Raw genomic sequence first — 23,307 nt, 5'->3', positions numbered from 1 at the left:
AATCATGATAACGACTAGCACGAGAGACGCCAGCAGGCGCATTTTGGTCATTGATGACAACAGGTCCATTCACGATGACTTTCGTAAAATCCTGGCCCCGGCAGACATTGCAGGTGACGATCTGGATGCGGTTGAGGCTGCACTATTTGGCACCACCCGGCAGGTCCAGACTTTCGTCGTCGATGCCGCTAGCCAGGGAGAAGAAGGGCTTCAGATGGTCAAGCAGGCAATGGCCGAAGGACAGCCCTACGCCATGGCATTTGTGGATGTGCGCATGCCTCCAGGCTGGGACGGCATCGAAACCACACGGCAGATCTGGCAGGTCTGTCCGGATATGCAGATTGTCATCTGCACCGCCTACGCAGATTGCTCCTGGAATGAAGTGCGGGAGCAGATCATGCCGGGAGACCGCATGCTCATTTTGAAGAAGCCGTTCGACATCATCGAGGTGCTCCAGCTGGCCATCTCGCTGACTGAAAAGTCGCGCCTCCTCCAGGAATCCAAGCGGCACATGCTGGAACTGGAGCAGCGTGTCAGGCAGCGCACCCATGAGCTGCAGATCTCTCAGCAGATGGCTTTTGAAAAAGCATCGCTTCTCGACCTCTCGCGGGACGCCATCATGGTCTGCGGACTCGATAACAGAGTCACTTACTGGAATAAAAGCGCCGAACTCCTTTACGGCTGGACTGCGGCAGAAGCAGTCGGACATCTGCGCACAGAGCTCAAGGAGGTGAATTCGGACTTGTTTCAACAGGCCTGCGAAAAAGTCCTCCAGACTGGAGAATGGGATGGGGAGCTTCAACAGGTGACCAAGGATGGTCGCAAGCTTGTGGTGGAGGCTCGCTGGACTCTTCTTCGAGACACAACTGGCCAGCCTCGTAGCATTCTGGTCATCAACACAGACATTACCGAACGAAAAAAGGTGGAGGGACAGCTGCTGCGTGCCCAACGCATGGAGAGCCTTGGCACGCTGGCTGGTGGCATCGCCCATGATCTCAACAACGCCCTGACACCTATCATGATGTCCATCGAGCTTCTGAAGCTCCATGAGCAGGACCCTGTGCGCATGGGTGTGCTGGCTACTATTGAAAATAGCGCCCGGCGCGGCGCTGAAATGGTGCGGCAGGTGCTGTCTTTCTCGCGTGGTGTCGAGGGGCAGCGGGTGGAAGTCCAGGCCGGGCATCTGCTCAAAGGCGTGGAAAAAATCGCCAGTGAAACCTTTGATAAGAACATCCGGGTCAGCACTCAGATACCAGCAGACCTCTGGGTGGTTCAGGGGGACCCCACGCAGATTCATCAAATGCTTCTCAATCTCTGTGTGAACGCACGTGATGCCATGCCTTCGGGCGGTTTTATCAACATTCGGGCCAGCAATCTCCAATTGGACGCCCAGTGTGCTTCCATGATCGCTGGAGCCAAGCCGGGTCCGTTTCTGCTCGTCGAGATTGAGGATACCGGCACAGGCATGCCTCCGGAAGTGGTGGATCGTATTTTCGAACCCTTCTTTACCACGAAAGAGCAGGGTAGGGGGACAGGGCTCGGGCTGTCCTCCGCGCTCGCCATCATCAAAAGCCATCAGGGTTTTATCCGTGTATCCAGCGAGCCCGACAAAGGATCAAAGTTCCAGGTTTATCTCCCCGCGCAGATGGAGATGACGGCGGCGGCTGGCCAGCAGCCTGCGGATCAGCCAGTCATGACTCGCGGCCACGGCGAGTTGGTGCTGCTCATTGATGATGAAGACGCCGTGCGGAAGATCACCGGTCAGACTTTGGAGTCTTTCGGTTATCGGGTTCTTCCCGCAGCAGACGGAGTGGAGGCTTCCACCTTGTATGCTGAGTACAAGGACCAGATCTCGGTGGTGCTTACCGATATGATGATGCCTGTCATGGATGGCCCGGCTACGATCCAGGTGCTCATGCGTATGAATCCACAGGTGCGTATCATCGCGGCCAGCGGCTTGAGTGTGAAGGACATGGTGGCCAAGGCCACCAGTGCCGGCGTGAAGCACTTCATCCCCAAACCTTACACTGCCGAGACTTTGCTCCAGAAGCTGAATTCTGTGCTTTGCTCGCAGGTCACGGCTGCTTTCTAAAAACATGAATTTCGCTTACCAGGCAGCCAAACCACCTGTTCATCCTCCATGTGCGCAAAATCAATGCAGCGTGTGATGGCAGACTCGCGTATGTTATATCATTCGCCGTCGGCTGGATTCCCGGCTATGCAATCCTTTGTAAAACCGATAAAAAGCCGGGCTGATTTGGTGCTTGGCCGATTTCAGACCCTTTTTGCCAAAGGTCTGTTAGTCCTGTTGTGGCTCTCGCTCTTTGGACATGTTTCCGCGCCGGCCGCTCTTCCCCCGAGCAAAATCAGCATCGTCGTGGATGACAACTTCCCCCCGTATGCCTTCAGGACTGAAGAGGGGGCGCTTCAGGGAATCATCATCGATCAGTGGAGGGTTTGGGAAAAGAGGACGGGCGTCACCGCTGAAATTCATGGAATGGACATGAATGAAGCAGTGCGCCGGATGAAAGCTGGCGAGTTTGATGTCATTGACTCCATCGTCAAAACGAGCGAGCGCGCGGCTTTTCTGGATTTTGGCAGGCCATACGTCACCATTGAAACCCCCATTTTCTTCCGGTCTTCGATTTCTGGGGTGAAGGATATTCCTTCGCTGCGTGGGTTCCCTGTGGCTGCCCGGCTGGGAGACACTGTCGTCAAGCTTCTTCAGGAGAACAACATCACTCCAATGATGTTGTATAACAACCACGAGGCGCTCATCACCGCCGCCTACGAAAACAAGGTCAATGTGTTCGTCGTGGACAAGACCCCGGCGCAGTATTTTCTCCAAAAAATGGGCATTAGCTCCGAGTTTAGAATGACGGATGCGGTAAGCCTTGGTGAGTTTCATCGCGCGGTCCATCGTGGGCGGCCCGAGCTTCTGAAGCTGGTTGAAAAGGGATTTGATGACGTGGGAGCCAGAGAACTGGCGGCAATCGAAAAAAAATGGTTTGGCCAGACGTTGGATCAGCACCCCTACCTGCGCAGTCTTGGCTATGCGGCTCTGGCCTTTGTCTCTCTCGTGACTCTGCTTCTCAGCTGGAACTGGATCCTCGCAGGACAGGTAAGGATCCGCACAAAGGCGTTGCAGGAGCGCGAGGAGCAGCTGCGCCTCAGTGTCAAGCACAGCCCTGCGGCAATTGCCATGCTGGACCGCGATATGAAGTATCTCGTGGTCAGTCTGCGATGGATGGAAGACTACCGCCTTGGCACGGAGCCAATCATTGGCCGCAGTCATTACGATGTGTTTCCTGAGATCCCGCCGCATTGGGTGGAAATTCACCACCGTTGTTTGGCCGGAGCCGTGGAAAAGTGTGACGATGAAAAGTTTGTTCGCTTGGATGGTAGCACCGACTGGATACGCTGGGAGATCAGGCCCTGGCATCTGGCGGACGGCGCGATCGGCGGCATCATCATTTTTTCCGAAGACATCACCAGGCGTAAACAGGCTGAAATGACGCTGCGAGCCAGCGAGGCTAAATTTCGCACCCTGATAGAGTCTGCCTCAGACGGCATCTTGGTGACAGACACCTCAGGCGCACTTCTGGAGGTGAATGCGGCGGCATGCCAGCTGCTGGGCTTCCCACGTGAAGAACTCCTGAGGATGGGATTCGTTGGTGTCGTGGCCCATGGCGAAACGCAGCGCATTCTCCACGAGGTTTCTCGGCTTTCCGAGGGCGAGGTCATGCGCAGCGAGTGGACCTGCCGCCGAAAAGACGGATCCCACTTCCTCGCTGAGGTCAGCGCCACAGTTCTTCCAAACGGCCATCTCCAGTGCATCATGCGTGACATCACGCAGCGAAAATTAGCCGAGGAAAAGATTCGCGAGCAGGCTTCTCTCCTGGACAAGGCACAGGACGCCATCATCGTCTGCGCCCCGGAGAATTTTGGCATCTTGTACTGGAACCGCAGTGCCGAACGGCTCTATGGCTGGAAGATGAATGAAGCGCTGAATCATTCACAGCGTGAGTTGCTCAACCGTGACTCCGCGCAGTTCTTGATCGTCGTAAAAGCGCTGGAAGAGCATGGGGAGTGGGCTGGCGAACTCATCCAGCATGATAAAAGCGGCCGCGCTGTGGTGGTGGAGTCCCGGTGGACCCTCATCAGAGACACAAATGGCCGCCCCAAATCCATTCTCTCAATTAATACGGATATTACTGAGCGCAAACAGCTTGAGCAGCAGTTCCTGCGTGCGCAGCGCATGGAGAGTATCGGCACTTTGGCGGGCGGCATTGCGCATGACCTGAATAATGTGCTGGCTCCTATTGTGATGTCCATCGAACTGCTCAAACTTCAGGAGAAAAGCCAGCAGAAGCAGGGCATTCTGGAAACCATCGAAAGCAGTGCCCAACGCGGCGCAGACCTCGTAAAGCAGGTGCTTTCTTTTGCCAGGGGCGTCGAAGGGCGGCAGCTCGCGGTGCAGGTGGGGCACCTCATCAAGGAAATTGAAAAAATAGCGGATGAGACTTTCCTCAAAACCATCTCCGTCCGCAGCGACATTGCATCGGGCCTTTGGCTTGTTCAGGGAGATCCCACGCAAATTCATCAGGTGCTGCTTAATCTCTGCGTCAATGCGCGCGATGCCATGCCCGGCGGTGGCTCTCTGCTGATCTCTGCCCAGAATAGCATGATGGATGAGCAGTGCGCCGCCATGACTCCAGGCGCATGCCCCGGACCATACATTCACATCATGGTGGAGGACAATGGCTCCGGAATGCCTCCAGAGGTCATGGAGCGCATTTTCGAACCTTTTTACACCACCAAGGATATCGGCAAGGGCACAGGGCTTGGCCTGTCGTCTGTCCTGGCCATTGTCAAAAGCCATCATGGCTTCATGCGCGTCGAAAGCGAGGTCGGCAAGGGCACCAGATTCCACGTTTATCTGCCCGCCCATATGTCGGCACCTGTGAGTGAAGCTCAGACTGCTCATGCAGAACTGCCTCGCGGCAGCGGAGAACTCATCCTCGTGGTGGATGATGAGGCGGCTGTTCAGCAGATCACCAAGCAGACTTTGGAAACCTTTGGCTACCGGGTTCTGCTTGCCGCAAATGGGGCCGAGGCTGTGACTATATATTCATCTCGGCGGGACGAAATCGCCATGGTGCTTACAGACATGATGATGCCCGTCATGGATGGCCCCGCTACGATCCAGGTGCTCATGCGCATGAACCCGCAGATTTGCATCGTAGCCGCCAGTGGCATGAACGCAGAAGGCATGGAGGAAAAAGCGGCATCCGCCGGTGTGAAAAACTTCCTGCCCAAGCCCTACACGGCTGAAACTTTGCTCAAGACTATAGATGAAATTTTACATGCCGCTGGCAGGTGCTAAGCATTTATTTTGATCGCGGCCTAAACGGCTGGAAAAGACAAAGCCTCTCAGTATCAAAGCGTTAGAAGGTTGGATTCAGGTGCGTAAACTGCTCAATCAAATGAACGCAAGTTGCACTCCATGAAATAGCCGACACATGGCAGAGATCATTACTCATGTTGCTATGCTGGATACTCCTTGCACACACCGGCGGACCGCGCAGAACGGTTCTAAGATGTCACGTGAGTGGATTCGCTGCGCCTCAGGCTTCTCCGTTTGTTTGACCGCCATGGTTCTGCTTAGTGGGGCTTTCCGCTCTACGGCTCTGGGTCAGCAGCCTTCGTCACGGCAAAAAATCACCATCGCTTCAGACGATAACTATCCCCCGTACATTTTTCGTGATGCTGCAGGAAATTTGCAGGGAATCACCGTGGATCTGTGGCGGGCATGGGAAAAGAAGACTGGCATTCAGGCCGAGATTCACGGCATGGACTGGGGAATGGCCCAGGAGCGGATGAAAGCCGGTGAATTCGATGTGCTGGACACTGTTTTTTCGACGCCAGATCGTGCTGCCTGGCTGGATTTCTCAAAGCCATACGCCACGATCAAAGTCCCCATCTTTTTTCGCACGACCATCTCGGGCATTAATGATCTGGCCTCCCTGAAAGGCTTCCCCGTCGCTGCCAAGAAGGGAGATGCAGATGTTCAGCTGCTTCAAAAAGCAGGGATCGCTCCTCTGCAGTTGTACAACAATTACGAGGCTGTCATCACCGCCGCCCAGGAGCGCAAGGTGAATGTCTTTGTCGCCGATGCCCCTCCCGTGCTTTACTTCCTGCACAAATATGGGCTGGAGTCCGATTTTAGGATGTCTCAGCCCATCAGCCAGGGGCAGTTCCACCGTGCGGTTCGCAAGGGAAACATAGCGCTCCTCCAGCTGGTCGAAAAAGGTTTTGCGGAGCTGCAAAAAACCGAGATATCTCGTATCGAGCGCCACTGGTTTGGCCAGACTCTGGTCAGCAGCAGGCAGCTTCGCCGTCTCGGCTATTGGGCCATGATCGCGGGCGCTCTCGTTGTTTTGCTCATCGGCTGGAGCTGGGTCCTGCGCGGCCAGGTCCAAAAGCGCACTCATGCTTTGAGGGTGAGTGAGGAGCAGTTGCGTCTGTATGCGGAACACAGCCCTGCAGCCATCGCCATGCTGGATTGTGATCTGCGGTATCTTGTCGTCAGTCGCCGCTGGATTCAGGACTACCGCTTGGGCGAGGAGTCTGTGGTGGGGCGCAGGCATTACAATGTTTTCCCTGAAGTCCCCCCGCATTGGAAGACCATTCATCAGCGCTGCCTGTCTGGAGAGGTCATGAAATGTGACGAAGAGGCATTCACTCGGAGTGATGGCAGAATAGACTGGATCCGCTGGGAGATTCAACCTTGGCGCCAGGCGGATGGCTCCATCGGTGGTCTCATCTTTTTCACAGAGGACATTACTGCACGCAAACTGGCTCAGGAGCTTCTGCGCGAGGGGGAGACCCGCCTCATTCAGGCTTTTCGAAGCACGCCTGTGGCGCTGATCATTGCACGCATGCGCGATCAGCTGCTCGTGGAGGTCAATGAGGCATTTGCCGCACTGCTGGGATGGGCGCGCGATGAGGCCCTCGGCCACACGCTGGTTGAATTGTCCGTTCTTGATGACGTTGCCGCCTCGGCTCTAAGTCTGGCCTCGGAGAAAAGTCGCTCTGTGCGTGACATGGAACTCGTTTTGCGCAATCGCCATGGGGGGGGGGCTCAAGTCATGGCGAGCCTGGAGACGATTGAATTTCAGGGCGAGCCCCATGCCGTCATCACATTTGTGGACATCACTGAGCGCAAACGCACGGAGGCCGAACTGGCCAAGGTCAGCGCAGATCTTGGCCGTGCTCAGAGCATCAGTCACATTGGCAGTTGGGAGTATTGGACCTCTGATGGTAGTATTAAATGGTCTGACGAGCTCTATCGGATCTTTGGCCTGCCGCCGCAGTCAGTGGTCCTCAGTTATGAAAAGCTGCTGGCCATGGTTCATCCGGATGATCGTGCAGGGCATGACGCCTACCTCGCTCAGTTGATGAATGCTCGCCCCGGCGTGGTCATCGCACCCTTTGAGTATCGCGCTCTTCGCGCTGACGGCCAGATCGCTCATGTGATGGTCAAAGTGGAGATACAATACGACGAAAAAGACAGGTCAGTACGCTGTTTTGGCACCGTCCAGGATATCACGGAGCGCAAGCGTGCCGACGAAGCTTTGAGAGAAAGCGAGGCCACCTTTGCCGCTGCATTTGAAAACGCTCCCATCGGCAAGGCTATCGTCGCCCCTGACGGCCGCTTCCTGCGAGTAAATCGTGGTCTCTGCGAGATCGTCGGCTACGCTGACTCAGAGCTCCTTGCCTTGTCATTCCAGGACATCACGCATCAGGATGATCTCGATCTTGACGTGGCCAATGTTCAAAAAATGCCCCGGCACGAGATCCAGAGCTACCAGATGGAAAAGCGCTATATCCACAAAAGTGGTGCGGTGGTATGGGTGCACTTGAGTGTTGCCATGGTGGATGATGAGGAGGGCGTTCCGGGCTTCTTCGTTTCCCAGATCCAGGACATCTCTGAACGCAAGAGGGCGGAGCTGCGCATTCAGCAGCTCAATCGTCTTTATGCCGTCCTCAGCGGCATCAATGAGACCATTGTTCGGGAGAAAAGCGCCGAGACCCTGCTCACGGCTTCATGCACGATCGCCGTCGAAAAAGGCTTCTTTGGCATGGCCTGGATCGGACTGGTCGATGCTGAGACTGGCCGGTTGCAGATAGCTGCCCACTTCGGTGCTTCTGACGAAATCCTCCACCGGCTTGAGTCCATGATCAGCTCATCGGACGCTTCTTGTCCTGCCTGTGCTTTTACGCAGCATGCTCTGCAGGTGGGCGAAACCTCGATCTGCAACGACATTGCGCATGATGAGTTGACCATCAGCTGGCGAAAGGATGCTCTGCGTCACAACTATCTTTCCATGGCCGCGCTGCCGCTGAAGATTGGAGACAAAATCGTCGGTGTCTTCAATCTCTATGCCTCCACCGCCGAGTTCTTTGACGCGGATGAAATGTCCCTGCTCAACGACCTTGCGGCAGATATTGGCTTTGCCCTTGGAGTCAGTCGACGGGAGGCGGAGCTGCGGGAGGCGGACAAACGTTTCATCAGGCAGCGCAAGACTCTCATTGAGCTCACCCGCCATCTCGGCAGAGAGGCGGAAGACGCCCTCCTGCTCTTGCGCAAAATCGCCGAGGGGGCTGCTCTCACATTGAGTGTTTCACGGGTGAGCATCTGGCGCTATAACGGTGACCGCTCCTCCCTTCGCTGTGTCGATCTCTTTGAGTGGGAGGAGGGGCGTCATTCCTCCGGAGATGAGCTTTCCTCCAAAGACTATCCGGCATACTTCAGTGCGCTGGCGGACACCGAGATGATCATTGCCGACGACGTCCTCACGGACCCGAGCACACGCTGCTTTGCTGACGGCTATCTCACTCCCCATGGTATTCGCTCCATGCTTGATGTGCCGATTGTGGTCGGTGGTGTTCGCACCGGCGTGCTGTGCATGGAGCACGTTCGCACGCCGCGGGAATGGACTGCGGATGAAAAAACCTTCGCGCTGGCGATGTCAAATCTCGTCTCCCTCGCTCTGGAAAGCGTTGAACGCAGGCAGGCTGAGACGTCCTTGCGTGAAAGTGAAAAACGTTTTCGCCAGTTTGCGGAAACGATTGAGGAGGTCTTCTGGATGACTGACCCCGAGGGTGGCGAAATGATCTACGTCAGCCCGGCTTATGAAACCATCTGGCACCGCACTTGCGCCAGTCTCTATGCCGATCCCCATAGCTGGCAGGAGGCGGTTCACCCAGATGATCGCGAGCGAGTTGCCCGCGCCGCTTCTCTTAAGCGCACCCGTGGCGAATACGATGAGCGCTTCCGCATCCTGCGTCCGGACGGCAGCCTCCGCTGGATCCATGATCGTGCATTTCCTGTGCGCGACTCCCATGGAAACGTACTGCGCATCGTCGGAACGGCAGAAGACATCACAGAGAGCAAGCAGGTGGAGGCACAGCTTCTGCGTTCCCAGCGCATGGAGAGCATCGGCACTCTTGCTGGCGGCATCGCGCACGATCTGAACAACGTGCTCACTCCAATCATGATGTCGATTGAGATCCTGAAATTGCAGGAGACCAATGCAAAACGTCTGGAGATTCTCTCCTCCATCGAAGGCAGCGCCAGGCGCGGCGCCGACATGGTGCAGCAGGTGTTGTCATTCGCCCGTGGCGTGGAGGGCCGCCAGATCGAGGTGAAAGTGGCGCGCCTTCTCAGGGAAATTGAGAAAATCGCAAACGAGACCTTCCTCAAAAATATCCAGGTGCAGAGCCGCATTCCGCAGGATCTCTGGGCCGTTCAGGGAGATCCTACCCAGTTGCATCAGGTCCTGCTCAATCTCTGCGTCAATGCCCGTGATGCCATGCCCGGCGGCGGTTGGCTCAGGCTGTCCGCCAGCAATATCATGCTCGATGATCAGGTCCGGCTCTCAGACACCGAGGCCAGGCTCGGTCCGCACGTTATGATCGAGGTTGAAGACAGCGGGGCAGGCATGTCCCCCGATGTGCTTGAGCGCATTTTTGAGCCCTTCTTCACCACCAAGGAACTCGGAAAAGGCACTGGCCTGGGGCTTTCCACCTCACTGGCTATCATCAAAGGGCACCAGGGCTTTTTGCGCGTGCAGAGCCAGGTCGGTAAAGGCACCAAATTCCAGATTTACCTTCCCGCAAACAACGATGCAGCCGCCCATGACGCTGCCCCTGCTGAGGTGGAAATACCACAAGGAAATGGCGAGCTCGTTCTGGTCGTTGACGACGAGGATTCCGTCCGTGAGATCCTGCTGCAGACTTTGGAGGCGTTTGGTTACCGCGTTCTCCAGGCTGCAGACGGCGTCGAGGCATCCACCATCTTCAATGTGCATCAGGCAGAGATAGCCGTGGTGCTTACAGACATGATGATGCCTGTCATGGATGGCCTGGCCACCATTCAGGTGCTCAAGCGTGTGAACCCTGCAGTGCGCATCATCGCGGCTAGCGGCCTGGGCAGTAAGGAAATGCTGGCAAAAGCCGCCGAATTGGGCGTGAAGGAGTTTATCCCCAAGCCCTACTCTGGCGAAACCCTGCTCAAAACCCTTGCTCGGGTGCTGAAGTCCTAGCCGGCTTACTTCTGCTTGGCTTCATATCCCGGCAGAGGCTTGCCGTCCTCGCCCAGCTTGCCGCAGGCCCACAGCAGCCCGCGCGCCACCAGGTCGAGATAAACTGGGGCCTGCATGGTTTCATTCCCGTGGCCCAGCGTGGTGCCAAAGACCTTGGCCTTGCCATACTCGTTCACCCAGATCACATTGTGGTCTTTCTTGGTGTCCTCACCGTAGGCCTTCGCCAGCGGGACAAAGTGCTCCCACAGCTTTTCGTTCTTGTAGAGCTCATCCTTGGCGTCCAGCCACTCTGCGGGGAATCCCTTCATCACCGGGTGCTCGGCCGCGATGTTCTTCACCAGCAGGTCACGGTTCTTCTCGTGGCTCATCGAGGTCTGGCCCAGGCATTTGCGCCATTCATCCGTCTTGGCGGCACGGTAGCTGTGCGTGGAGCAGTGCAGCATCACTGCCGGCACTCCATTGTAGTGCGCCTTGGCGATCCTCTCCACAAACGCCACATCCTCCACCGCTCCAAAGCATTCGTTGTGCAGGATCACATCATACCCGTCTGCCCAGTTTTCCTTCTCATAGATTGAGATCTTGTGCGTCTTGTCCTTCTTTCCCTCTGGCCCTTCCTCATGCACGATCGTAAATTCCACATTCGCCCGTGCGCTCAGCCCCTCGCTCAGAATCAGCTTCTGGTTTTCATAGTCATGGCAGCACCCGCCGGTGATCATGAGCACCTTGATCGGCTTCGCCGGTTCATTGGTGGCCGCGACAGCAAACAGGCAGGCGAGGGAAAGCAAGGAAACGAGCAGGGGACGCATGTGGGTGGGATGGGTTGTGGGCGGGCAGTATGCGTGAAAAACCAGCCCTGTCTTGCATGATTCTTCTCCTGCTTTCGGGACTCTCATCGGCGCAGAATTTGAGTGGAGCCCCTCCAAATCGTCGGCATAGGATGCCTCTTCATGAAAATCGTTCTCCTCGACGCCCACACCGCCAATCCTGGCGACCTCTCCTGGCAACCCCTTGAAGCCATCGCCGCTTGCGACGTGCACCCACGCACCCCCTTGGATCAAACCGTTGCCCGCTGTGCCGGCGCCGAGATCGTCATCACCAACAAAGCCCCGCTCACTCGCGAAATCATCGCCGCTTTGCCAGAGCTCAAATACATCGGCGTCACCGCCACCGGCTTCAATATCGTCGATGTCGCCGCCGCAAAAGAACGTGGCATTGTCGTCACCAATGTGCCTGGCTACAGCACGCCCGCTGTCGCGCAGCACGTCATCGCGCTCTTGTTGGAAATGACCAACCACGTCGGCCATGCGGCACAGAGCGTCGCAGACGGCGGCTGGGTGAAATGCCCCGATTTTGCTTACTGGGATCACCCCATCATCGAACTCTCTGGCCGCACCCTTGGCATCATCGGCTATGGCGAAATCGGTAGCGCCGTTGCGCGCATCGCCGTCGCCTTCGGCATGAAAGTCCTCGCCTCCAAGCGTACTTGGAAAGAGCCTCCCCCTGCGGGTGTCACTCCTGCGGAAATCGACGACATCTTCCGCCAGTCCGATGTTATCACCCTCCACTGCCCGCTCACAGACGCCACCAAGCACCTCGTCGGCGAACGCACACTCGGCCTCATGAAGCCCACCGCCATGATCATTAATACCGGTCGTGGTCCCCTCGTCGATGAGCCCGCGCTGGCAAAAGCCCTCAACGAAGGCCGCATCGCTGGAGCCGGACTCGATGTCCTTTCGGTCGAGCCCGCCAAGGCCGACAATCCGCTCCTCACCGCCAAAAACTGCCTCATCACCCCCCACGTCGCCTGGGCCAGCCGCGAATCACGCTCCCGCCTCATCGACATCACCGCCGCCAACCTGAAATCTTTCCTGGCAGGCAGTCCTGTGAATGTAGTGAACGGCTGAACCTGTCTCTGCGCGCTCTTCAATAAAAACGCACCGTCGACGTTATGTCGGCCGGTGCGTTTTTGTTAATCGTGAAACGACTTGGCTTACAGCGCAGCAATCACCGCCTCGCCGATCTCCTTCGTGTTCACCTTCCGCGTGCCAGGGGCGCCGCTGAAGATGTCTCCGGTGCGCAGACCGTCGTCGATCACCTTCTTCACCGCAGACTCAATGCTCGCAGCTTCCTTCTCCAGACCCAGCGCAAAGCGCAGCAGCAGGGCGGAGGACAGGATCTGCGCGATGGGGTTGGCAATGCCCATGCCGGCAATGTCCGGAGCCGTGCCACCGGAAGGCTCGAAGAGGCCAAAGTAAAGGCCGTCGCCCTTCGGCTTGCCCAGGCTGGCGCTGGCTAGCATGCCCAGAGAGCCCGCGATCATCGCCATCTCATCACTGAGGATGTCGCCAAAAAGGTTCTCGGTCACCAGCACGTCAAAGCTGCGTGGGGCTTTGATCAGCTGCATCGCGGCGTTGTCCACATAGAGGTGGGCCAGCGTCACATCCGGGTATTCCTTGGCCACTTCCACCATCGTCTCGCGCCACAGCACGGAGTTGGTCAGCACATTCGCCTTGTCCACGCTGGTCACGTGCTTGCGGCGCAGCTGCGCGGCCTTGAACGCCACGTGCGCGATCCGCACGATCTCGCTTTTCTTATAAACCATCGTGTCGATCACCTCGATGTCGCCATCTGGCAGCGTCGTACGGCTCTTCGGCTGGCCAAAGTACATGCCACCGGTCAGTTCACGCACACACAGCACGTCAAAGCCGCCTTCCACAAGATCCGGGCGGATCGGGGAGGAGGAGGTCAGGGCAGGGTAGCAGATGCCGGGACGCAGGTTGGCAAAGAGGCCAAAATGCTTGCGCAGGGGCAGCAGCGCTCCGCGCTCAGGCTGCTCGTTCGGGGGCAGCTTTTCCCACTTCGGGCCACCCACGGAGCCAAACAGGATGGCGTCGCTGGCCTCACAGGCGGCCACGGTTTCGGCAGGCAGGGCCTTGCCCACGGCGTCGATCGCTGCACCACCCACGAGCTGATGGTTGTAGGTAAACTCTATGCCAGAGCGGGCGGCGACGGCGTCGAGAACTTTGAGCGCCTCGGCCATGACTTCAGGGCCGATGCCATCTCCGGGGAGGACTGCGAGGGTGTACTTGCGTGACATAATGATGTGGAAGGGGCGCTCTCAGTGCATGCGAATCCCCTCGCTGGCAAGTGGCCGAAAAACACCCCTGGCTGAATTGTGGAAATTCGAGCACTGGCTTGCCCCATCTCCCTTCACTGGCCGTTCCCAACAAAAACACTGTCAATAAGGCCTGGGATTGTTAATAACTCCTAAGTTTCCCCAGCCAAAACTCGACTAAACTTCTCCTTGCCAAAAGGAGGCTTTATGGTTCCTTCGCAGCCCCACATCCCAAAATCACACACCGCCTGACAAGTTGTCCGGTCATTTTTAAAGAACCATGAGCGAAGCCACCACCATCGATTCCACCTCCTTCAAGATCCACGAAAAAGACACCGGCAGCGCCGACGTCCAGGTGGCTCTCCTGACGAAGCGGATCAACGAACTCACGCAGCACCTTGCCAAGCATGAGAAGGATCACTCCACACGTCGCGGCCTCCTCCAGATGGTTGCACGTCGTCGCAAGCTGCTTGACTACCTCAAGCTGACTGCCAACGAGCGCTACCAGAAGCTGCTCAAGAGCCTCAGCCTCCGCCGCTAATCGGAATTTCATGAGGGTGATGCCGCAAGCATCACCCTTTTTCCGTTTTCAGGCTTTCCACATGCATGTCGGCATGACCGATGATCATTGTGCATGTTTGTGCATCTGAAGCACACCGCCCAGCAGGCTGAAGCCTGTACTTTGCCTTTCACCCAAACCAAACACACAACACAAGCCAACCTATGGCCATCCATACACAGAAAATCCAGCTCGGTGCTGGAACCCTCGAAATCGAAACCGGCAAGTTTGCCAAGCTCGCTGACGGTGCCGTCACCGTCCGTCTCGGCGACACCATCGTCCTCGTTACCGCTGTCTCCGCCACCAAGGTCAAAGACGGCCAGGACTTCTTCCCCCTCTCCGTTGAGTACAAGGAAAAGGCCTCCGCAGCAGGCCGTTTCCCCGGCGGTTACTTCAAGCGCGAAGGCCGCCCCACGGAAAAGGAAATCCTCACCTGCCGTATGACGGACCGCCCTCTGCGTCCGCTCTTCCCGAAAGGCTACTACTACGACACCCAGGTCGTCGCCATCCTGCTCAGCGCTGACGGTGAGAACGATCCGGACATCTGCGCCATGAACGGCGCTTCCGCCGCTCTTTGCGTGTCCGACATTCCCTTCGCGGGCCCCGTCGGTGCCGTCCGTATCGGCCGCATCAATGGCGAGTTCGTCATCAATCCCACTCAGAGCCAGCGTCTTGATAGCGACCTCGACCTCGTTTACGTCGGCAACAAGACCGACGTCATCATGATCGAAGGCGCCGCCAACGAGCTCCCTGAAGCCGAGTTCGTCAAAGCCCTCCACTTCGCCCAGAACGAAGTCACCAAGATCGTCGCCGCCCAGGAAGAGCTCACCAAGCTCGCCGGCAAGACCAAGCGCGAAGTCCCCCTCATGCTGGTGAAGGACGAGCTCCTCGAAATCGCCTACGCCGTCGCTGGCGACCGCATCGAAAGCGCTCTCTACACCCCCTCCAAAGTCGCCCGTGGCAAAGCCGTCGGCGCTCTCAAGGATGAAGTGGAAGCCGCCATCAAGGCCAAGTTCCCTGAAGCCACCGGCTTCGAAATCAGCCAGGCCTTCGACTACCTCCAGAAGAAAGCCTTCCGCATCTCCATCCTCGACAAGAAGAACCGTTGCGACGGCCGTGGTATCGACCAGCTCCGTCCGCTTTCCGGCGAAGCCTCCGTGCTTCCCCGCACTCACGGCTCCGCCAGCTTCACCCGTGGCGAAACGATGGCTCTTTCCATCGCCACCCTCGCCCCGGCAGACGAAGCCCAGGAAATGGACACCTACGCTGGTGGCCCGGACACCAAGCGCTTCATCCTTCACTACAACTTCCCTCCGTTCTCCGTCGGTGAGACCGGCCGCTTCGGTGGTCAGAACCGTCGCGAAATCGGCCACGGCGCCCTCGCAGAGCGCTCCATCGAGCCGGTCATCCCGCCGAAGGAAACCTTCCCCTACGCCATCCGCGTCAGCAGTGAAGTCATGGAGTCCAATGGCTCCACCTCCATGGCCTCCGTGTGCTCCGGCGTCATGGCCCTCCTCGATGCAGGCGTGCCGATCAAGCGCCCTGTCGGTGGCATCAGCGTCGGCCTCGTCACCGAGTTCGAAGGCGACAACATGAAGCGCTATCTCACCATGCTCGACATCATCGGCAGCGAAGACCACTTCGGCGACATGGACTTCAAGCTTTGCGGCACCTCCGAAGGCGTCACCGGCTACCAGCTTGACCTCAAGCTCCCCGGCATCCCTCTGAGCATCCTCGAAGAAGCCATCGTCAAGGCCAAGGAAGGCCGCACCCAGGTGCTCTCCGCCATGGCCCAGGCCATCGCTGAAGTGAAGCCCCTCAGCCCCTATGCCCCGCGCATCGAGATCATCAAGATCAACCCCGACAAGATCGGCGAGCTCATCGGCCCTGGCGGCAAGAACATCAAGGCCATCCAGGCCGAGTCCGGCGCTGAGATCAGCATCGAGGACGACGGCACCGTTTACGTCTATGCCAGCCGCAAGGAAGGCATCGAGCGCGCGGTCGAAATGATCAGCGGCACCTCCCAGGAAATCGAAGTCGGCAAGACCTACACCGGTCGCGTCGTTAGCACCACCAACTTCGGTGCCTTCATGAACCTCGGCGGCAAGAAGGACGGCCTCATCCACATCAGCGAACTTGCCGACTTCCGCGTCAACAAGACCGAAGACGTCGTCAAGACCGGCGATGTCGTCACCGCCAAGTGCATTGGCATCGACGACAAAGGCCGCATCAAGATGAGCCGCAAGGCCGCTATGAAGGAAAAGGACGCCGCCGCCAAGGCCGAAGCCGAAGGCGCTGCAACCCCTGCTGCTTAAGCTTCAACGCTTCCAGATCTCAAATCACCCCACGAAGAGGCCGCTGCAAAGCGGCCTCTTTTTTTGTAGTCAGGCATTGCGATCTGGCTCAGCATGCCGGGGAATCAAACAATCCCATGAAACTCCTGTTCAAAGTTTTTGCCGCAGCTGTTCTGTTGGCGCTCGGTTACTGGCTGTACGGCACTGCATTCCAAAAGTATCAGATCCGCAGCAAAGTGTTTGCGGCGCGTGAAATGATCGTAACTGGGAAGTTTGACGAAAGGAGCTTGTATAAATATACCGATGAAATAGCGAACAGTATTGGACATGCCATCACACCATCGGTGCGCAAGGATTTGGAAAATTACGCAGAATCATTCGCCCGATCTGGCGATCCCGAACTCTTCGCCGCAGGAGTGCTGCTGGACCGGCCCTACTGGAAGTGGGCAAATGGCATTGGTTTGAAATACACACTGCCCGCCTGCATGGCGCTGCTTGAGAACCTCGACCGCTATCCGCCTGAATCACGGACGGCGTTGGAAGGCATCATCTGTCACATCCTTCCCAAAGCCTCAAAGCAGTCGTTTGGCATGACCGAAGAAAAATTCACGCAGGATCCAGAGCAGCGCAAAGTGGCCATCGTGCAGTGGAAGGAATGGTACAAGCAGAACAAAGACCGTGTTTTGGCCAAAGATGAAAAGCACATGCAGGCCGTCGAAGAGGAGTTGCTCGAAATGAAACGCGAAATGCTGCGCGTTAAGACCGCTTCGGACGACTTTGACATCGAGATAAAGCCCAAGGCAGACAAATAACCATTCGCTTACGACCTGTCTGCATCGTCTGTTGAGTACACGCACCTGTGCTCGGCGTCGAATTCTGGCTTGCCTGCCGCGCATTACTGTCTGCCGCAGCCGCTGCCGGATTGCTGCTCATCCCAGTGGCAGACACCAGCACCTCCCGATTGCGAAAATGGAGCAATCTTGCAATCGCGCGCCGCGTTCGTGGCATGATGATGAGGCCGTCATGAACAACATCACCCTGCCATCCACGCACAACAAGTTTGTCGGCTACCTCCTCTGGATCTTTGGCTTCACGGGGGCGCACCGTTTCTACTTTGGCAAGCCCAAGACCGGCATCCTCTGGTTCCTCACCGGCGGCCTCTTCCTCGTCGGCTGGATCGTGGACTTGTTCCTCATTCCAGGCATGGACCGCGAGGCCGACCGCCGCTTTGTGCCCGGTCATCTCGAATACTCCCTCGCCTGGATCTTCCTCACTTTCCTCGGCGTCTTTGGTGTGCACCGCTTCTACATGGGCAAATGGGGCACCGGCCTCCTCTACCTCTTCACCGGCGGCGGCCTCCTCATCGGCATCATTTACGACTTCTGCACCCTCAACACTCAGATCAGCAATCTCAATGCGGCTGGGCGTCAGGCTTCCGCCGCTTGATCAAGTCTGATCGTTGCCTGCTGGGATTAAGCGTAGGAGTTGCATGAGGGGATTCGTTCAGGTTAAATTCCGTTTTTCTGCTTATCCCAGCCATGACCTCACGTCGCTCCTTCATCACACAGTCTGCCCTCGCATTCACGGCCTTGTCCGCCAGCCGCGTGCTCGGCGCCAATGAAACCATCCGCATCGCCTCCATCGGCCTCGGCGGCCAGGGGCTTGGAAACGCAGGACGCATGGCCAAAGTCCCCGGCGTGGAGATCGCCTACCTCTGCGATCCCGACACCGCCGCTCTCGACAAAGCCAAAAAGACCTTCCCCAATGCCAAGACCACCCAGGACCTTCGCAAGGTCATGGAAGACAAAAGCATCGACGCTGTCGTCGTCTCCACCGGCAATCACTGGCACGTGCTCGCCTCCATCTGGGCCATGCAGGCAGGCAAAGATGTTTACGTGGAAAAGCCCGTCTCCCACAACATCTGGGAAGGCCGCAAGCTCGTTGAGGCCGCACGTAAGTACAACCGCATCGTCCAGGGCGGTACCCAGCAGCGCAGCGATCCCCTGCAGGATGAGATCAAAGCCTTCCTCGATGCTGGCACCATGGGAAAAATCAAATACGTGCGCTGCAATCACTACAGCATGCGCTCCTCCATCGGCAAACGCACAGAGCCTCTCACCCCGCCTCCCACCGTCAACTACGACATCTGGCTTGGCCCGGCCCAGGATGAGCCCATCTACCGCGAGAAATTCCACTACGACTGGCACTGGAACTGGAACACCGGCAATGGCGAGATGGGCAACTGGGGCCCCCATATTCTCGATGACCTCCGCAACGTCGTCTTCCGCGACAAAGTCGCCCTGCCCAAGCGCGTCATCGCTGGCGGCGGACGTTTCGGCTGGAATGACGCCGGCGAGACGCCCAACACCCACTTCGCCTACATGGACACCGGAGACATCCCGGTGATCGTCGATTTCCACAACCTGCCCCGCCAGAAGGGCATCAAAGCGCCAGACGTTTACCTGCGCCGTCGCACAGGCGCTTTCCTCATCATCGAGTGCGAGGGCGGCTACTATACCGGCAGCCGCGGCGGTGGCACCGCCTTCGATTCCGAAGGCAAAAAGCTCCACACCTTCAAAGGCGACGGTGGCAAAACCCACGCCGCCAATTTCATCGACGCCATCCGCAGCCGTAAATCCGCAGACCTCAAAGGCGAGGTGGAAAAAATCCACTTCTCCAGCGCCTGGTGCCATCTGGCTAATACCTCCTTCCGCCTCGGTCAGAAGTACAACCGCGAGCAGGCCGAGGCCGCCGTCAAAGGCTTCCAGCCCTGGAACGACGTCATTGCCGACTTCCACGCCCACCTCGTCAAAAACGAGCTCGATGCCTCCACACTCGACATCAAGATGGGCCCCATGCTGGAGCTCGATGTCGCCAAAGAAACCTTCATCGGCGACACCGCCACTCCCGAAGCCCTCGCGCTGCTCACCCGCAAATACCGCCAGGGCTACGAGGTGCCGCAGCAGGTGTAATCCGCAGCCCGGTGCCAGGTGGGGCGGGCTGTTCTCAGCCCGCCATTCTCGGCCCCTTGATTCATGCAATGTCTCGTTAAAGGTAGGGGTATAAAATTTTAAATGATTTTATAGCCTGGCGGGATCGTGTGGATCTCGCAGCCGAAGGCTGGCGCATAGTGGTCCGCACAGTCCTCTGTGCGGTGCGCGCTTCCCAAGGCCTTCTTCTTTCCTGAATCCTTCGCGCACCGATTCAACACACCGCGTGTCTTGATCCGTCATCAGGGAGATCATCTTGATCTCAGTCTGGGAGAAGGTTATACCCGCACTCAGCTGAAAATGGGTCTTATGGGGTGAAGCCACCATCCCATGCGGCCTGCCGCCGCTCTGGCGGAGAGGGATCGTCCCGATCCCTTACGCTCCCATATCGTCCAACGTTCCCGCGCCTCCACAAAGCCAAGCCTCCCTCAACGCCCAACGCTATCGCACATCCGTGAATACGCTTCAGGTGGGGGGATCAAGATGATCCCCCTCCGTCGTTGCGGCGAAGCCTCCGGCGGAGAGGGATCGTCCCGATCCCTCACGCACACGCAATGCCCAGCGTTCCCGCGCCTCCACAAAGCCAAGCCTCCCGCAACGCCCGACGCTATCGCACATCCGTGAATACGCTTCAGGTGGGGGGATCAAGATGATCCCCCTCCGTCGTTGCGGCGAAGCCTCTGGCGGAGAGGGATCGTCCCGATCCCTTACGCTCCCATATCGTCCAACGTTCCCGCGCCTCCACAAAGCCAAGCCTCCCGCATCATCCAGCGCCCGCGCACATCCGCTAGCCCCAGCAGGTGGAGCCCATGACTCTCTCGCTGGTAACCATCGCTTGATCAGAAACGGCTGCGGCATCGCGCCAAAAAAGAGCGCCAGGATTACTCCAGGCACTCTCGTTTATGTCTCCGCTCTGGCGCTCCTCATTTAGGCAGCCCAGGAGCTGCTGGAGGCGCAGGCGTCGGACTCAGCGCCTCCTTGGCCTTGCGTGCTGCTTCCTCCACCGCCTTCGCTGCTTCTGCAGCTTTCTTCTCAGCAGCCTGCTTCAGCACAGCCGCTTCCTTTTCAGCCGCAGCTTTCATCTCTGCCGCCTTCTTTTCCGCAGCCTCCTTGGCAGCCTCCAGTTCCTTGGCTGCCGCTTCCGTGTTGGATTTGACAGCCTCTTTCACAGCCTCCGCAGCTTTCGTCCGGTCTTCGGCGGCTTTGGTGGTTTCCGGAGTCTTCTTGCAGGCGGCTAGGCCGCTCGCGAGCAGTCCCATCAGGATGAGTGGTTTGATTTTCATACGTTAAAAACGTTCGCATGCCCGCCACGACTCACAAGCCACATTCCTGACAATCAGGCCTCCTTCACTGCCGCATTCGTGTCATAGTTTGGCCTGCAGTTCTTGCAGCGCAGCAGCCGTGGCAGGGTAGGCCCCATGCTCCGTCACCAGCGCGGTCACCAGCGCGGCCGGTGTCACATCAAAGCCGTCATTCCGTGCCTGAGTGCCCTCAGGTGTTATCAGCACTTCCTCCCGATTTCCCTGATCAGTCAGCCCTGGCATATGCGTCACCTCCCGGCTGCTGCGTTGCTCGATGGGGATGTCCCGCACGCCGTCGGCGATCGTCCAGTCGATCGTGCTCACCGGTGTGGCCACATAAAACGGCACATCATGCGCTTTCGCCGCCAGCGCCTTCAGGTAGGTGCCGATCTTGTTCGCCACATCGCCATGCGCCGTCACCCGGTCCGTGCCCACGATCACCACATCCACCAGCCCGCGTTGCAGCAGGTGCCCGGCGTTGTTATCCACGATCAGTGTGTATGGAACGCCATGCTCCTTCAGCTCAAAGGCCGTCAGGGAGGCCCCCTGGCCGCGCGGCCGCGTTTCACTCACCCACACATGCACCTTCAGGCCCGCATCATGCGCCTGATAGATGGGCGAGATCGCCGTGCCCCAGTCCACTGTCGCCAGCCACCCGGCGTTGCAGTGCGTCATCACATTCAGCGGCGCATCTGGATCGCTCTTCCTGGCCTGAATCTCACGAAACAGCTCCAGCGCATGTCTGCCGATGGCGTGGTTCGTCTTCACATCCTCCTCGCAGATCGCCAGCGCCTCCTCCCAAGCGGCCTCGGCACGCTTCTCCGGGCTCAGCGGTTCCACCGTACGCTTCATCCGGTCCAGCGCCCAGCGCAGATTCACCGCTGTGGGCCGGGTGGCATGCAGCACATCATACGCCTGGTGCAGTCCCGCATCGCTTGCATCGGCCCGCAGGCCAAAAAACATCCCATACGCCGCCGTGGCCCCGATCAGCGGCGCACCGCGCACACGCATCACCTTGATCGCTTCCGCCGCATCTTCCAGCGTGCTCAGCTCCCGCCACTCCACGTGGTGCGGCAGCAGTGTCTGGTCAATGATCTGCGCGGTTTGCTTGGAATGATCCGCTTCAATCGAGCGTCGGAGCTGGCCGTGAATTTTCATGCGAGGGCGATTTCAGAAAGGCTGGTGATGGCTGGATGATCGTTGGGCGGTGCTGGCTTGTTGCCGGGGCGTACGGCCAGTGCGGTCAGCATGCCCGCATTTCTCGCCGCATTCAATTCCTCCACCACATCACTCACAAAAAGAATGCGCTCAGGTGTCAGCCCGCAGTCTGCCGCGATGGTGGTGTAGCTGGTGCTCTCTTTTTTGAACCCCGTGGTCGTGTCGTAGTAGCCGGACAAGTGCACAGTCAGGTCGCCGCTCTGCGTATGCGCAAAAAAGAGCCTCTGTGCATGCACGCTGCCTGAGGAATAAATGCGTATGCCCAGCTCCATGCGCCGCCATTCCAGCAGTGCCGTCGGCACATCGTCAAAAAGGCTGCTGCACAGCTCCCCGTTTTTAAAGCCTTCTTCCCAGATCAGGCCCTGCAGTTGCTTGAGTCCGCTCACTTTGGCATCCGCATCCATCAGCCGATGCACGGCCGCCTCAGTCTCGGCAGGTGTGGCAAAAGCCGTTACACCCGCGTCTTGCGCCAGTTGCACAATGACAGCCGCGCCCCAGTGCGCGGCCAGATAAGCTCCCGCTCGCTCTCGCGCATACGGAAACATCACCTCATGCACAAACGCCAGCGGCGACACCGTGCCCTCGATGTCCAGCAGGATCATCCTGCCCGAAAACGTGATCATGCGGCGATGGAGACTGCGTGCTCAATCTGAATGCCCTTGGCGGCGATGTAGTTCGGCCCAAAACACAGCGGCTGGTAGCCGCTCGCGATGGCATCACCGGTGTACAGCGGCGTCCATCCAGCTTTCTCTTTGAAGAGACGGATCGCACGGATCGTCCGGTCGGCGCAGAGGTCAAACCAGTGCTTCGTCCCGGCCGGCACATTGATCAGATCTCCCTCCTCCACCTCGATGGAAAAGACCGCATCCCCGTTCTCCGGATGGATGTAAAAAATGCCGCGCCCTTTCACGATAAAGCGCACCTCATCCTCCGCATGGCGGTGCTCCTGGTTAAACTTGTTCAGCATCTCCTGCAGATTCGGCACATCAGGCGTCACGTTCACCACATCGGCGGTGATGTAGCCTCCCCTCTGCTTCAGCGCCTCCACCTCCGGGGCGTAGGCGGCCAGGATTTCCTCCTGCGTCGCATCACGGTCTATCCGCCCCTCCACTGCCCAGCGGTCATAGTGGATGCCATAGGGCAGCAAAAAACGGCGGATGCTGTCCGCGTCATCAATGACACGGTCTGCGGAAGGAATACGGATGTGGGCCATGAGGACC

The 23,307-nt window shown here is 58.0% G+C and carries 15 protein-coding genes; 9 read left to right on the top strand and 6 right to left on the bottom strand.

What is annotated here, in order from left to right; translation table 11 throughout:
* Positions 1–4: 4 nt before the first annotated feature.
* The 3 genes from HNQ65_RS08550 (at position 5) to HNQ65_RS08540 (ending at position 10,610) form a co-directional block, all read left to right on the top strand.
* Positions 5–2,092, top strand: a complete 2,088-nt coding sequence (locus HNQ65_RS08550; protein WP_184339104.1) for a hybrid sensor histidine kinase/response regulator — start codon at positions 5–7, stop codon at positions 2,090–2,092.
* A 63-nt stretch (positions 2,093–2,155) separates the two neighbouring features.
* Positions 2,156–5,386 carry a PAS domain S-box protein gene (locus HNQ65_RS08545; RefSeq protein WP_184339103.1) on the top strand — a complete coding sequence of 1,077 codons (3,231 nt, stop codon included), beginning with the start codon at positions 2,156–2,158 and terminating at the stop codon, positions 5,384–5,386.
* A 268-nt stretch (positions 5,387–5,654) separates the two neighbouring features.
* The gene (locus HNQ65_RS08540) at positions 5,655–10,610 is read left to right on the top strand and encodes a PAS domain S-box protein (RefSeq protein WP_184339102.1); all 4,956 of its coding nucleotides are present in this window, start codon (positions 5,655–5,657) and stop codon (positions 10,608–10,610) included.
* A gap of 5 nt (positions 10,611–10,615) precedes the next feature.
* Here the strand turns inward: HNQ65_RS08540 and HNQ65_RS08535 are convergent, their stop codons facing one another.
* Positions 10,616–11,416: a ThuA domain-containing protein gene (locus HNQ65_RS08535; RefSeq protein ID WP_184339101.1), complete on the bottom strand. Its 801-nt coding sequence runs from the start codon at positions 11,414–11,416 to the stop codon at positions 10,616–10,618.
* Positions 11,417–11,557: 141 nt separating this feature from the next.
* On the opposite strand from HNQ65_RS08535, the gene HNQ65_RS08530 reads away from it, so the two are divergent.
* The gene (locus HNQ65_RS08530) at positions 11,558–12,514 is read left to right on the top strand and encodes a D-2-hydroxyacid dehydrogenase (RefSeq protein ID WP_184339100.1); all 957 of its coding nucleotides are present in this window, start codon (positions 11,558–11,560) and stop codon (positions 12,512–12,514) included.
* Positions 12,515–12,600: 86 nt separating this feature from the next.
* Here HNQ65_RS08530 and leuB read toward each other — a convergent pair whose 3' ends face one another.
* Positions 12,601–13,707, bottom strand: a complete 1,107-nt coding sequence (gene leuB / locus HNQ65_RS08525; protein ID WP_184339099.1) for a 3-isopropylmalate dehydrogenase — start codon at positions 13,705–13,707, stop codon at positions 12,601–12,603.
* A gap of 298 nt (positions 13,708–14,005) precedes the next feature.
* Here leuB and rpsO point away from each other — a divergent pair, with 298 nt between their 5' ends.
* From rpsO to HNQ65_RS08500, 5 genes are all read left to right on the top strand, one after another.
* Positions 14,006–14,266, top strand: coding sequence for a 30S ribosomal protein S15 (rpsO, locus tag HNQ65_RS08520; protein ID WP_184339098.1), 261 nt, complete (start codon positions 14,006–14,008; stop codon positions 14,264–14,266).
* 182 nt (positions 14,267–14,448) lie between these two features.
* Positions 14,449–16,599: a polyribonucleotide nucleotidyltransferase gene (locus tag HNQ65_RS08515; RefSeq protein WP_184339097.1), complete on the top strand. Its 2,151-nt coding sequence runs from the start codon at positions 14,449–14,451 to the stop codon at positions 16,597–16,599.
* 116 nt (positions 16,600–16,715) lie between these two features.
* Positions 16,716–17,390 (top strand): hypothetical protein, encoded by a 675-nt coding sequence (locus HNQ65_RS08510; protein ID WP_184339096.1) that lies wholly within the window; start codon positions 16,716–16,718, stop codon positions 17,388–17,390.
* Between the two features lie 211 nt (positions 17,391–17,601).
* Positions 17,602–18,024 carry an NINE protein gene (locus HNQ65_RS08505; RefSeq protein ID WP_184339095.1) on the top strand — a complete coding sequence of 141 codons (423 nt, stop codon included), beginning with the start codon at positions 17,602–17,604 and terminating at the stop codon, positions 18,022–18,024.
* A gap of 92 nt (positions 18,025–18,116) precedes the next feature.
* Entirely contained in the window at positions 18,117–19,550 is a 1,434-nt protein-coding gene (locus HNQ65_RS08500; protein ID WP_184339094.1) for a Gfo/Idh/MocA family protein, read from the top strand.
* Between the two features lie 941 nt (positions 19,551–20,491).
* Here the strand turns inward: HNQ65_RS08500 and HNQ65_RS08495 are convergent.
* The 4 genes from HNQ65_RS08495 to HNQ65_RS08480 form a co-directional block, all read right to left on the bottom strand.
* Positions 20,492–20,851, bottom strand: a complete 360-nt coding sequence (locus HNQ65_RS08495) for a hypothetical protein (RefSeq protein WP_184339093.1) — start codon at positions 20,849–20,851, stop codon at positions 20,492–20,494.
* An 81-nt stretch (positions 20,852–20,932) separates the two neighbouring features.
* A complete protein-coding gene (gene mtnA / locus HNQ65_RS08490) occupies positions 20,933–22,027 on the bottom strand; it encodes an S-methyl-5-thioribose-1-phosphate isomerase (protein WP_184339092.1) in 1,095 nt (364 codons plus the stop codon).
* Positions 22,024–22,710, bottom strand: a complete 687-nt coding sequence (gene mtnC / locus HNQ65_RS08485; RefSeq protein WP_184339091.1) for an acireductone synthase — start codon at positions 22,708–22,710, stop codon at positions 22,024–22,026. The genes mtnA and mtnC overlap by 4 nt, the downstream gene beginning before the upstream one ends.
* The gene (locus tag HNQ65_RS08480; protein ID WP_184339090.1) at positions 22,707–23,300 is read right to left on the bottom strand and encodes a 1,2-dihydroxy-3-keto-5-methylthiopentene dioxygenase; all 594 of its coding nucleotides are present in this window, start codon (positions 23,298–23,300) and stop codon (positions 22,707–22,709) included. The genes mtnC and HNQ65_RS08480 overlap by 4 nt, the downstream gene beginning before the upstream one ends.
* Positions 23,301–23,307 lie beyond the last annotated feature (7 nt).

Origin of the sequence: Prosthecobacter vanneervenii, from assembly GCF_014203095.1 — a bacterium.
Lineage (GTDB): Bacteria > Verrucomicrobiota > Verrucomicrobiia > Verrucomicrobiales > Verrucomicrobiaceae > Prosthecobacter > Prosthecobacter vanneervenii.
This window is presented reverse-complemented; position numbering and strand designations above follow the sequence as displayed.

Bases quoted from the DNA above. Each gene is read 5' to 3' on its own strand.
- HNQ65_RS08500 (WP_184339094.1), top strand. From the start codon at position 18,117: ATGACCTCACGTCGCTCCTTCATCACACAGTCTGCCCTCGCATTCACG.
- HNQ65_RS08510 (WP_184339096.1), top strand. From the start codon at position 16,716: ATGAAACTCCTGTTCAAAGTTTTTGCCGCAGCTGTTCTGTTGGCGCTC.
- mtnC (WP_184339091.1), bottom strand. From the start codon at position 22,710: ATGATCACGTTTTCGGGCAGGATGATCCTGCTGGACATCGAGGGCACG.
- HNQ65_RS08515 (WP_184339097.1), top strand. From the start codon at position 14,449: ATGGCCATCCATACACAGAAAATCCAGCTCGGTGCTGGAACCCTCGAA.
- HNQ65_RS08550 (WP_184339104.1), top strand. From the start codon at position 5: ATGATAACGACTAGCACGAGAGACGCCAGCAGGCGCATTTTGGTCATT.
- HNQ65_RS08540 (WP_184339102.1), top strand. From the start codon at position 5,655: ATGGTTCTGCTTAGTGGGGCTTTCCGCTCTACGGCTCTGGGTCAGCAG.
- HNQ65_RS08545 (WP_184339103.1), top strand. From the start codon at position 2,156: ATGCAGCGTGTGATGGCAGACTCGCGTATGTTATATCATTCGCCGTCG.
- HNQ65_RS08495 (WP_184339093.1), bottom strand. From the start codon at position 20,851: ATGAAAATCAAACCACTCATCCTGATGGGACTGCTCGCGAGCGGCCTA.
- HNQ65_RS08535 (WP_184339101.1), bottom strand. From the start codon at position 11,416: ATGCGTCCCCTGCTCGTTTCCTTGCTTTCCCTCGCCTGCCTGTTTGCT.
- HNQ65_RS08530 (WP_184339100.1), top strand. From the start codon at position 11,558: ATGAAAATCGTTCTCCTCGACGCCCACACCGCCAATCCTGGCGACCTC.
- leuB (WP_184339099.1), bottom strand. From the start codon at position 13,707: ATGTCACGCAAGTACACCCTCGCAGTCCTCCCCGGAGATGGCATCGGC.
- HNQ65_RS08505 (WP_184339095.1), top strand. From the start codon at position 17,602: ATGAACAACATCACCCTGCCATCCACGCACAACAAGTTTGTCGGCTAC.
- rpsO (WP_184339098.1), top strand. From the start codon at position 14,006: ATGAGCGAAGCCACCACCATCGATTCCACCTCCTTCAAGATCCACGAA.
- HNQ65_RS08480 (WP_184339090.1), bottom strand. From the start codon at position 23,300: ATGGCCCACATCCGTATTCCTTCCGCAGACCGTGTCATTGATGACGCG.
- mtnA (WP_184339092.1), bottom strand. From the start codon at position 22,027: ATGAAAATTCACGGCCAGCTCCGACGCTCGATTGAAGCGGATCATTCC.